Source organism: Paenarthrobacter ureafaciens (assembly GCF_004028095.1).
Classification (GTDB): Bacteria; Actinomycetota; Actinomycetes; order Actinomycetales; family Micrococcaceae; genus Arthrobacter; species Arthrobacter ureafaciens.
In genome coordinates this window covers 223,036-234,047 of the sequence record NZ_SBHM01000007.1, presented here as the reverse complement: position 1 = coordinate 234,047, position 11,012 = coordinate 223,036, and the positions used below count along the sequence as shown (strand labels likewise).

Genomic DNA, 11,012 nt, shown 5'->3' with positions numbered 1-11,012 from the left:
TGCAGGAGTACGCATGCCGGAAAACACCACCCTCAGCACGCTTTTGGCAGCCGGTGGGGACCTGATCCTGGACGGTGCCCTGGCCACCGAGTTGGAGGCCCACGGCTGCGACCTGGAGGACGCGCTCTGGTCCGCGAAGGTCCTGTTCGAACAGCCCCACCTGATCAAGCAGGTCCACCGCGATTACTTCGACGCCGGTGCCTCCGTGGCAATCACGGCCAGCTACCAGGCGACGCCACAAGGGTTTGCCCAGCGGGGTTTGTCGGTGGAGGAATCAATCGAACTCGTTTCGCGGAGCGTCCGACTGGCCGATGAAGCCCGGCAGGAGTACTTCGCAGCCAACCCCGGGTCACGCCCATTGTTGGTCGCCGGCTCGGTGGGACCCTACGGTGCCTATCTGGCCGATGGTTCGGAGTACCGCGGCGATTACACGCTCTCCGCCGCGGAATTCCGGGATTTTCACCGGGCACGGATCGCTGCCCTGGTTGAAGCCGGGGTGGATTTCCTGGCGTGCGAGACGCTGCCGTCGTTCGCCGAGGCTGAGGCGCTGCTGGACTTGGTGGTGGAGTTCGACGTCGAAGCCTGGTTTACGTTCACGCTGCGGGACAGTGCCCGCATCAGTGACGGAACGCCCCTTGCGGATGTCGCTGCGCTGCTCCGCGCGGAACCGCGCGTTGCCGCCGTCGGACTTAACTGCGTACCGCTGGACCTGGTGACGGCCGCACTCGGAACCCTTCGGAAAGCAACGGGTTCCCCGCTGGTGGCGTACCCGAATTCGGGCGAGGTTTATGACGCCGTCACCAAAACCTGGGGGCCGGCTGCGGGCGGTGCCCAGACGTGGACCTTGGCCGGCAACGTATCTGACTGGCGGGAACAGGGGGCCCGTCTCATAGGTGGGTGCTGCCGCACAACCCCGCGCGACATCGCACGCCTTGCCGCCAATATGACGTCACGTGAACCTTCATGAACCTTGATTTCTACGGGATTGAAGCGGAAATATCACTGTCCCTACTGTGAACTCATGACCACTTCGGAACGGTCCTTCCTTGCCTTCGACGGGCGATGTTAGGGGCCCGATCTTCGCCCCGAACCGCATCCCCAAACTTTCAAGGACCCCACCCAATGGCTAATACCCCTGAGTCACAGAAACCGACGTCCGGCACCAAACGCATTGTTGCGGGACAGAAGCAGCCCAAAGCCAAGCGCCGCCGTGTGCTGGAAATCGGATTGGCTGCCGGCCTCGTCCTGCTGATCGGCGCAGGTGCTGCCGTGGCATCCGTTGTTTCGAACAACAACCAGGCCGCACCCGTTCCCTCCGCGACGCCCGCCGCAGAACTTAAGCTCGGCTACTTCAGCAACGTCACCCACGCCCCGGCACTGGTAGGTACCAGCAAGGGCATCATCGCCAAGGAACTCGGAGAGACCAAGCTCAGCACCCAAGTCTTCAACGCAGGCCCCGCAGCCATCGAGGCACTCAACGCGGGTGCGATCGATGCCACCTACATCGGACCGAACCCCGCCATCAACTCGTTCGTGAAGAGCAACGGCGAATCCGTCAGCATCATCGCGGGCGCCGCCTCCGGTGGCGCGCAGCTGGTGGTCAAACCGGAAATCAACTCCGCCGCCGACCTCAAGGGCAAGGTCCTTGCATCTCCGCAGCTTGGCGGGACCCAGGACGTCGCATTGCGCGCCTGGTTGCTGGAACAGGGCTTCAAGACCAACACCGACGGCAGCGGCGACGTCAACATCAACCCCACCGAGAACGCCCAGTCGCTGAAGCTCTTCCAGGATGGAAAGCTCGACGGCGCGTGGTTGCCTGAGCCGTGGGCGTCCCGCCTGGTGCTCGAAGCCGGAGCGAAGGTCTTGGTTGATGAGAAGGATCTGTGGGAGAAGGGCGACTTCACCACCACCATCCTGATCGTGAACAAGAAGTTCGCGGCTGAGCACCCGGAGACGGTCAAGGCTTTGTTGAAGGGCCACGTTGAGTCCGTGAAGTGGCTGAACTCCGCTTCGGCCGAGGAGAAGGCGTCCACCATCAACGCCGTGCTCAAGGACACTGCAGGCAAGCCGCTTCCGGCGAATGTGATCACCCGGGCCCTGCAGAACATCAAGTTCACCACCGACCCGCTGGCCGGAACGTACAAAAAGCTCCTCGATGACGGCGTCAAGGCCGGCACCACCAAGGAAGCCGACATCAACGGCATCTTTGATCTTCGCGCCCTGAACGAGGTGGAGGGCAAGAAAACCTCCGCCGCCGGACTCGGACAAGACTAAGCACCCCCGGGCCGGTCCGCTCCCGCACGCAGGGAGCGGACCGGCTTCAGCTACATCCATCACAGCAACAACGAAGGACGGGACCATGCCAGTCGTACTGGAGAACCTGGGCAAACGCTTCGGTGACGGGGCTCCCGTCCTGGACGACGTCAACGCCACCATCGCCCAGGGTGAGTTCGTGGCCCTCCTTGGTGCGTCCGGCTGCGGCAAGTCCACCCTGCTGAACATCATCGCGGGACTGGAGCATCCGACGTCGGGCGCTTTGGAGGTCCCCAGTGACGGCGCGGCCTTCATGTTCCAGGACTCGGCGCTGTTCCCTTGGCTGACCGCCCGCGGCAACATCGAACTTGCGCTGCAGTTGGCGGACAAGTCCTCCAGCAAAGCCAGCCGGAGGGCACGTGCCACCGAACTCCTTGAACTGGTGCACCTGGGTGGTGCCGGGGACAAGCGTCCGCACGAGCTGTCCGGTGGCATGCGGCAGCGGGTGGCGCTTGCGCGATCGTTGGCCCAGGACCGGCAGGTATTGCTGATGGATGAGCCGTTCGCCGCCCTCGATGCGATTACCCGCGACCTGCTCCACGACGAGCTGGAGCGCATCTGGAAGGAAACCGGACGCACCATCATCTTCGTCACGCACAACGTCCGCGAAGCCGTACGCCTGGGGCAGCGCGTCCTTCTCCTGTCCTCGCGGCCGGGCCGGGTTGTTGCTGAATGGGCCGTCACTGAAGAACACCGCACCGACGCCGGCCGGGCCGGGGAGCTGACCGGCGTCATCACCCGACGACTTCGCGAGGAGATCCGCCGCCATGCCAAGTAACCAGACCACTGAAGAGCGGACCCTCCCCGTGACCGATTCCAACCACATCACCTCCCCGTCCCTCAAGGGCAACCCCTCGGAATTGCGGGATCTCGAAGCCGGCTTGGACAACCTCCAGTCGGACACCTCCCGCAAGGCAGGAATCGACTGGAAGCGCGTCCTCCTTCCCGTCGCTGCCCTCGTGTTCCTCATCCTCGCCTGGCAGTTCTACGTTTCGCTGGAGCTCAAGCGGCGGGACTTGGTTCCCGGTCCCGTGGACGTCTTCAACCAGTTCCTCACGCTGTGGGGGGACGGCAAGCTCCAGGAATCGGTATGGACGTCGTTGCAGCGCGGGGTTGTCGGATTCCTCATCTCGGTTGTCATTGCGACTCCGGTGGGACTGATCCTTGCGCAGGTAGCTCCTTTGCGCCGTGCCTTCGGGCCCCTTATTTCCGGCCTGCAGGTGCTGCCGTCCGTCGCGTGGGTTCCGGCAGCCATCATCTGGTTCGGCCTCACTGACGCAACGGTGTACTTCGTGGTGTTCATGGGCGCGATCCCGTCCATCATCAACGGGCTGATCTCCGGTGTGGACCAGATCCCGCCGCAGTACCGCAGCGTCGGAACCGTGCTGGGTGCCAACCGCCTGCAGATGGCATTGCAGATCGTCCTTCCGGCTGCACTCCCGGGCTACATCGGTGGTTTGAAGCAGGGGTGGGCGTTCTCGTGGCGTTCCCTCATGGCCGCTGAGATCATCGCGGTTGGTGGCACCATCGGCTTCGGGCTTGGCTCGTTGCTGGACCAGGGCCGGGTGTTGTCCGATATGACCGTGGTGATGTCCGCGATCCTGCTGATCCTGTTTGTGGGAATCCTGATCGAGCTCCTGGTCTTCGGGCCCATCGAGAAGCGCCTCCTGCAGCGCCGGGGGCTCCTGGCCGGCAGCTCCCGTTAGGTCTACCGCGCCTCTTGGGGCGTCCCTCTATCACTTCCCACCCGCTTCGGGGCGTCCCTCTGTCACGTCCCACCCATTTTGGGGCGTCCCTCTGTCACGTCCCGCGGGTTGTGGGGTGTTCCTCTGTCACGTCCCACCCGTTAGCGCCGGATGCTCCCGTTCTCGCTCGACGCACCCTTTCTTCGCCCGGTGCGCACCAGTTCGCGCCGGCCGCCCCCGAGGTTACGGGTGCGACCGGAGGAAACGGTTGCGACGCCGCCCCTTCCCTTGTCCGCCGACCCTTCCGCCGCCGTCGCGCGTAAACCTAAGCAGCCCGGCGGTAGTGCAGGGCGACAACTCCGTTGCTGAGCGGCTCTGCCGAGACCAATCCGAGGCGGCGGGTGCCGGGCAATCCATCCTGGAAGAGGGTTGGACCGTGGCCGGTGATCATAGGTTGGAGCAGGAATCTGTACTCATCTATCAGGTCCAGCCGGTCCAGCTCGGTGGCGAGTTTGCCGCTGCCGACCAGCACGCCGTCGGGAGTCCGATACTTAAGTTCCTGCACGGCGCCTTGTAGTTCGCCGGTCAGTTGGTGACTGTTGGTCCATGGGAAGTCTGTCCGCGTTGCCGAAACGACGTACTTCGGTTTGCCTTCCAGCGTGACGGCCCAATCCCGGATGGCCGGGGGAGCTTCCACTTCGCCCCGGGCGACCGCAGGCCAGTAGGCCTCCAATAATTCGTAGGTGGTTCGGCCCCAGAGCATGGCGCCGTTCTCCTCGAGAAGCCGGGTGAAGTAGGCATGAGTTTCGTCATCCGCGATGCCCTCCCGGTGGTCGATGCAACCGTCCAGAGTGACATTCATGCTGAAGGTTAGGAGCCCCATTGGCTGATTCTAGCCCCGCTGCGCCCATGCATTGACCCTTCCACCCTTGACGCCTTACTTGCATTTTGCAAGTATGGGGCGCATGAGCCTCTTCATCACCTGCCCCGTCGAAGACGTCGAGCGCGCAACTGCCTTTTACACAGCCCTTGGCTGGACCCTTAACCCCGAGATGTCGGACCACAGCGTGTCATGCTTCGCGATTGCGCCGGATCAATACGTCATGCTCGGCAGCCGCGAAATGTACGCCAGCGTCGGCGGCTCCGAGGAACTGATCGGCGGACCCGGGACGCCTTCGAAGGTCACGGTCTCGTTTGACCTTGGCAGCCGTGAAGCAGTCGACGAGTTGGTCGAGCGCGCCCGTGCCGCCGGCGGGCGGATCGGTGACACCGACGACTACCCATTCATGTACCAGCGCCAGTTTGATGACCCTGACGGATACCACTACTCGCCGTTTTGGATGAAGCCCGACGCCGATACGACTGAGTGAGCGATCTGGCCGGGGCGCTGGAACTTGTTGGAGCACGGTGGGCCCTGCTCATCGTGGAGCGGCTGCTCGACGGGCCGCAACGTTACGGGGACCTGCAGCGCGACCTTGGAATACCGACAAACATTCTCGCTACCCGCCTGCGCGAGCTCGAAGCGGCCGGAGTATTACTGCGCCTGCCGCTCCGGCACAACACCCGGGCCTATGCGTTGACCGATCGCGGACTTGCCCTGCGCGAGGCAATCGTCGCATTGGGACGCTGGGGCAGCGAGGAGCCCAAGGCCTAACGGTGACTACCCGGCTCTTTACCGGGTACGTCCCGGGCAGGACACTAATGGAGTGAACCTTCATGAGTGGTGGCCCCGGGTCAGCCCCGAAACCCGAAGCTGGCTGATCGCGCACAACGGGGAACCCCTGACCCCGCTGGTGACCAGCGAGATTATGTCCGCAACAGGAGGCGCCACGGAGCCCGGGTGGTGGGCCGGCGACTCAACAGACGGACCCCACCTGACCGACGGCGCGGTGGACTGGATCGAAGCCATCGCCAACGGGGAGGATCCTCCGCCGGTAGCTTAGTAATGCCGCTCTCGACAAGAGCCACACGCTCTATCACATACCAACCCCTCCCCGGCTTCCCTCAATCACCTGGTGATAGAGGGACGGGATAAAGGGGGCGTTATGTGAGAGAGGGATGCGATAAAGGGGGCGTTATGTGATAAAGGGACGGGGCGCGGGCTGGGTGGAATGACCAGGCGCAGCCCGGCGTTGTGCTCGACATGCACAAGAAACGGATCGGGTTCCTCTCCTTCGGCCACTGGGCCCGCGTACCGGGTTCCCGTGTTCCCACCGCAGGCGAGGCGCTGAAGCAGGGAATTGAACTCGCGGTCGCCGCCGAGGAGGCAGGCATCGACGGCGCTTTCTTCCGAGTGCACCACTTCGCCCGGCAGCAGGCCTCGCCCTTCCCGCTTCTGAGCGCCATTGCGGCACGCACCAGCCGGATCGAGATCGGCACCGGGGTGATTGATATGCGCTACGAGAACCCTCTTTACATGGCCGAGGAGGCTGCCGCCGCGGACCTCATCAGCGACGGCCGCCTGCAGCTCGGAGTGAGCCGCGGTTCACCCGAGCCCGCCCTCAACGGTGCCGCCAACTTTGGCTATGTCCCGGCCGACGGCGAAGACAGCGGTGACATGGCGCGCCGGCATACGGCATTGTTCCGCAAGGCCATCGCAGGACACGGGGTAGCCCAAGCGGATCCGCACTACGCCGGGGGAGCCACCGGGCTGTTGCCCATCCAGCCACAGTCGCCCGGGCTTCCGCAGCGGATATGGTGGGGCGCCGGCACGCGCAAGACGGCGGTCTGGGCGGCGGAACAGGGCATGAACCTGATGAGCTCAACACTGCTGACCGAAGATACGGGTGTTCCCTTCGACCAGCTTCAGGCCGAGCAGATCCGGATGTTCCGCAATGCGTGGACCGAAGCCGGTCACGACTTCGAACCGCGGGTCTCTGTGAGCCGCAGCGTGATCCCCATCGTTGACGCCGAGGACAACCACTACTTCGGGCTCCGTGCACAGGCGGACCGCGAAGATCAGGTGGGCATTCTGGACGGTGCGTTGTCCCGCTTTGGCAAGAGCTACATCGGCGAACCGGAGCAACTGGCGGAAGAGCTCGCCCAGGACGCTGCGGTGCAGTCCGCCGACACCCTGCTGCTCACGGTTCCAAACCAGCTGGGTGTGGAATACAACGCCAAACTCCTGAGCAATGTCGCCAAGCACATTGCGCCTGCTATCGGCTGGACGCCAGCGGTCATGGGGGCTTAGCCCTGAACGCCGGTAGAGTTGCTGGCTGTGCGCTCCCGAGGGAACACCTCCGGCGCATCTGTATGCCCCTTCAATGAGGAGGGGGCTGACCAAGGCAGCCCTCAGCTCGGCGCAGTGGAACCGAACCAGTTCGGGATCTCACTGGTCACCAGGGAAGGTGAGGTCTTCTCAGCCGGGGATGCCCATGTGGAGTTCTCCATCCAAAGCATCTCCAAGGTCTTTGCCCTGGCCTTGGTGCTATCCAACGACGGCGATGGCATTTGGAAGCGCGTTTTCCGTGAGCCGTCCGGCAACCCCTTCAATTCACTTGTTCAGCTCGAGAGCGAGAACGGCATACCCCGCAACCCGTTCATCAACGCGGGAGCCATTGTCGTCACGGACAGGTTGCTGAGCCTGACCGGGAACGCTGCAAGAGCAGTGCGGGAGCTGATGCGGCGGGAATCCGGGAACGCCTCGGTAGATACGGACCACCGCGTGGCGGCATCCGAGCTCGGCAGGGGACACAGGAACGCTTCCTTGGCCCGCTTCCTGGCGTCCAATGGACTTGGCGCCGACGGAACGCTGGTGCTCTCGCCGGCCCAGACCAAACGGGTCAATGCGGTCATGCTGACGTGCGGTGCCTATGACGCGGCGGGTGAGTTCGCTTACCGCGTCGGCCTGCCGGGCAAGAGCGGCGTCGGCGGCGGCATCGTGGCCGTGGTTCCCAACAAGTGTGCAGTCAGTGTGTGGAGCCCAGGCCTGGGGAGGTCCGGGAACTCAGTGGCAGGTGTGGCTGCACTGGATGAATTCACTACCCGTACCGGCTGGTCGGTGTTCTAGGACGCTGTTTGTGACGCCGCATTACCCAGCGTTACCGGGTGTGTCCGGGCCTTTGAAGCGTGTTACGGCGCCGCCCTACAGTTTTTTCATGGCAATACAGGACATCTACCCCACCGCGCTGCGCCTTCTCGGCCGCCCGGTGCTGGTTGTGGGCGGCGGGCCCGTCGCGGCACGCCGCGCCAAGGGACTGCTCGACGCCGGCGCGAAAGTTACGGTGGTCGCTCCCGTTGCCTCCGAAAAACTCCGCGCCCTGGTGGATTCCGGGCTGCTCGCTTGGGAGCCCCGCGAGTACCGCACTGAAGACCTCGACGGCGTCTGGTTCGTTCAGACTGCAACGGGGACTGCCGCTGTGGACACCCGGGTAGCCGCCGACGCCGAGGCGCAGCGCATTTGGTGCGTCAACGCTTCCGACCACGAAGCTTCCGCTGCATGGACCCCGGCCGTGGCCGAGGTGGACGACGTCAAGATCGCCATCAACGCCGGGGGAGACCCGCGCCGTGCAATGGCCCTGCGCGACGCCGTTGCCACCGCCTTGGAAACGGGCGATCTTCCCCTGCGCCGCCACCGCAAGCCCGAAGACAAGGGTTCCGTAGCCCTGATTGGCGGCGGACCTGGCGACTCGGGACTCATCACAGTCCGCGGTCGGCGCCTCCTGGGCCAGGCCGACGTCGTGGTTGCTGATCGTCTTGGACCGCGCGAGCTGCTGAAGGAGCTTGCCCCCGACGTCCGCATTATTGAGGTCGGCAAAACACCGGGCCACCATCCGGTTCCACAGTTGGAGATCAACCGCATCCTCGTCGAGGAGGCCTTGAAGGGCAACCGGGTGGTCCGCCTCAAAGGCGGTGACCCCTATGTCCTGGGGCGCGGCGGTGAGGAAGCAGAATTCTGCCGGCAGAACGGCGTCGGGGTTGAAGTGGTGTCCGGCGTAACCTCCGCGATCTCCGTTCCCGCTGCCGCCGGTATTCCGGTCACGCACCGCGGACTGGCCAAGGGCTTCAGCGTCGTGACCGGTCATGAAGAGCTGTCCGAAGTCCCCGCACGCCCGGACCATACTGTGGTGTTGCTCATGGGAGTGGCGCAATTGCGTGATTCTGCGGCGGCGCTGGCTGCCTCGGGTCTGCCTTTGGACACTCCAGTAGGTATCGTAGAAAAGGGCTATTTGCCGGAACAGCGCGTCACGATCGGCACGCTGGGTACCATCGCCGACCAAGCGGAAGCCGTGGGCGTGGCTAATCCAGCGGTCATTGTCATCGGCGATGTTGTCCGCGTCAGCCCCTTCGCCCCGGAACATTTCAAGACCGCTGACTACAGCACCATTACCCCCAACCGTCCCCGCGTCCGCACCAACTAGCCCCCGGCCCAACCAGGTAGCACTTAAGCACGTTTTGAGCCCTCAAAACGCGCACAATTGCGACTCAGTTGGGTGGACAGAGAAGAAGGAACACAGCCGTGTCAATTAGCACCCCCGTAGGTTCTGCGGACCGTCCGCTTCGCGTCGCCGTCATCGGCTCCGGCCCGGCCGGCGTGTACGCAGCTGACATCCTGACCAAGAGCGAGGCCGTCAAGAGCGGCGAACTCAACGTCAGCATTGACCTCTTTGACCGTTACCCCGCCCCGTACGGCCTCATCCGCTACGGCGTTGCACCGGACCACCCCCGCATCAAGGGCATCGTCAATGCCCTCCACAAGGTGCTGGACCGCGGCGACATCCGCTTCTTCGGCAACGTTGACTACGGCACTGACCTCTCCATCGAGGACCTGCGCAAGCACTACGACGCCGTCATCTTCGCCACGGGCGCCATCAAGGACGCGGACCTGAATATTCCGGGCATCGAGCTGGAGGGCTCGTTCGGCGGCGCCGACTTCGTTTCCTGGTACGACGGCCACCCGGACGTTCCCCGCGAATGGCCGCTGGACGCCAAGGAAATCGCCGTCCTCGGAAACGGCAACGTGGCCCTGGACGTGGCCCGTGTCCTTTCCAAGCACGCCGATGACCTCCTGGTCACCGAAATCCCGGACAACGTCTACGCCGGCCTGAAGAACTCCCCGGTCACGGATGTCCACGTCTTCGGCCGCCGCGGCCCGGCGCAGGTGAAGTTCACCCCGCTGGAGCTGCGTGAACTGTCGCACTCCAAGGACGTGGACATCATCCTCTACGCCGAAGACTTCGAGTTCGACGAAGAGTCCGACCGCCAGATCCAGACGAACAACCAGACCAAGACCATGGTTGGAACGCTCACCAACTGGATCGCCGAGCAGCCCGAGGACCTCTCCGAGCTCACGGCTTCCCGCCGCCTCCACCTGCACTTCCTGCACAGCCCGGTGGAGATTGTCGATTCCCCGGAAACTCCGGGCAAGGTTGCCGGCATCAAGTTCGAGCGCACCGAGCTGGACGGCACGGGCAACGCCCGCGGCACCGGCGAGTTCATCGACTACCCGGTCCAGGCCGTGTACCGCGCCATCGGCTACTTCGGTTCCGCCCTGCCGGACGTCGAGTTCGACCACAAGAAGGGCGTCATCACCAACGACGGCGGCCGCGTGTTGGACGCTGACGGCCAGCACGTTCCGGGCCTCTACGCCACGGGTTGGATCAAGCGTGGTCCTGTGGGCCTCATCGGCCACACCAAGGGTGACGCCCTGGAAACGGTCACCTACCTGCTCGAGGACCGGGAAAACCTGCCGCTCGCCGAGGTTCCCGAAGTCGACGCAGTGGTGGAACTCCTGGAGGCCCGCGACGTGAAGTTCACCAGCTGGGAAGGCTGGCTGGCACTGGATGCCCACGAGCTCGCCCTCGGCACAGCAGCCACCGAAGCCGGCGGTTCGCACGGTGTGGAGGTTACTCGTGAGCGCATCAAGGTTGTGCCGCGCGAGGACATGGTGGACATTTCCCGCGACGGTGTTTCCGCGCAGGTCTGAAGCACAGGTTCAGCGCAGTTCTGAAGCTCGCTGATTCAGCGGGGCCGCTCTGGTTGAGTGGCCCCGCTGTTGGCTTTAAGTCCCGCTTA

12 protein-coding genes are annotated in these 11,012 nt (G+C 64.1%); 11 read left to right on the top strand and 1 reads right to left on the bottom strand.

Features of this window, described 5'->3' with window-relative positions; genetic code table 11:
- Window positions 1-13 precede the first annotated feature (13 nt).
- The 4 genes from mmuM to AUR_RS05330 all read left to right on the top strand — a co-directional run bounded on the left by mmuM (window position 14) and on the right by AUR_RS05330 (window position 4,019).
- A complete protein-coding gene (gene mmuM / locus AUR_RS05345) occupies window positions 14-967 on the top strand; it encodes a homocysteine S-methyltransferase (protein ID WP_062097630.1) in 954 nt (317 codons plus the stop codon).
- Between the two features lie 155 nt (window positions 968-1,122).
- Window positions 1,123-2,274, top strand: a complete 1,152-nt coding sequence (locus tag AUR_RS05340) for an ABC transporter substrate-binding protein (RefSeq protein WP_062097628.1) — start codon at window positions 1,123-1,125, stop codon at window positions 2,272-2,274.
- 85 nt (window positions 2,275-2,359) lie between these two features.
- A complete protein-coding gene (locus AUR_RS05335; RefSeq protein WP_021472292.1) occupies window positions 2,360-3,091 on the top strand; it encodes an ABC transporter ATP-binding protein in 732 nt (243 codons plus the stop codon).
- Window positions 3,081-4,019: an ABC transporter permease gene (locus AUR_RS05330; protein ID WP_062097626.1), complete on the top strand. Its 939-nt coding sequence runs from the start codon at window positions 3,081-3,083 to the stop codon at window positions 4,017-4,019. Before AUR_RS05335 ends, AUR_RS05330 begins: the two co-directional genes overlap by 11 nt.
- A gap of 304 nt (window positions 4,020-4,323) precedes the next feature.
- Here AUR_RS05330 and AUR_RS05325 read toward each other — a convergent pair whose 3' ends face one another.
- A complete protein-coding gene (locus AUR_RS05325; protein WP_062097624.1) occupies window positions 4,324-4,881 on the bottom strand; it encodes a dihydrofolate reductase family protein in 558 nt (185 codons plus the stop codon).
- 82 nt (window positions 4,882-4,963) lie between these two features.
- Between AUR_RS05325 and AUR_RS05320 the strand changes: the two genes are divergently transcribed.
- The 7 genes from AUR_RS05320 to AUR_RS05290 all read left to right on the top strand — a co-directional run bounded on the left by AUR_RS05320 (window position 4,964) and on the right by AUR_RS05290 (window position 10,923).
- Window positions 4,964-5,368 (top strand): VOC family protein, encoded by a 405-nt coding sequence (locus tag AUR_RS05320; protein WP_062097622.1) that lies wholly within the window; start codon window positions 4,964-4,966, stop codon window positions 5,366-5,368.
- Window positions 5,365-5,652, top strand: coding sequence for a winged helix-turn-helix transcriptional regulator (locus AUR_RS05315; protein WP_128397065.1), 288 nt, complete (start codon window positions 5,365-5,367; stop codon window positions 5,650-5,652). Before AUR_RS05320 ends, AUR_RS05315 begins: the two co-directional genes overlap by 4 nt.
- Window positions 5,653-5,704: 52 nt before the next feature.
- Complete coding sequence (locus AUR_RS05310) at window positions 5,705-5,941, top strand: hypothetical protein (protein WP_062097618.1); 237 nt, start codon at window positions 5,705-5,707, stop codon at window positions 5,939-5,941.
- Between the two features lie 200 nt (window positions 5,942-6,141).
- Window positions 6,142-7,188 carry an LLM class flavin-dependent oxidoreductase gene (locus tag AUR_RS05305; RefSeq protein ID WP_128397064.1) on the top strand — a complete coding sequence of 349 codons (1,047 nt, stop codon included), beginning with the start codon at window positions 6,142-6,144 and terminating at the stop codon, window positions 7,186-7,188.
- A gap of 27 nt (window positions 7,189-7,215) precedes the next feature.
- The gene (locus tag AUR_RS05300) at window positions 7,216-8,007 is read left to right on the top strand and encodes a glutaminase (RefSeq protein ID WP_241650865.1); all 792 of its coding nucleotides are present in this window, start codon (window positions 7,216-7,218) and stop codon (window positions 8,005-8,007) included.
- An 88-nt stretch (window positions 8,008-8,095) separates the two neighbouring features.
- On the top strand, window positions 8,096-9,358 hold the full coding sequence (cobA, locus tag AUR_RS05295) for a uroporphyrinogen-III C-methyltransferase (RefSeq protein WP_021472300.1): 1,263 nt from the start codon (window positions 8,096-8,098) through the stop codon (window positions 9,356-9,358).
- Between the two features lie 98 nt (window positions 9,359-9,456).
- A complete protein-coding gene (locus tag AUR_RS05290) occupies window positions 9,457-10,923 on the top strand; it encodes an FAD-dependent oxidoreductase (RefSeq protein ID WP_062097614.1) in 1,467 nt (488 codons plus the stop codon).
- Window positions 10,924-11,012 lie beyond the last annotated feature (89 nt).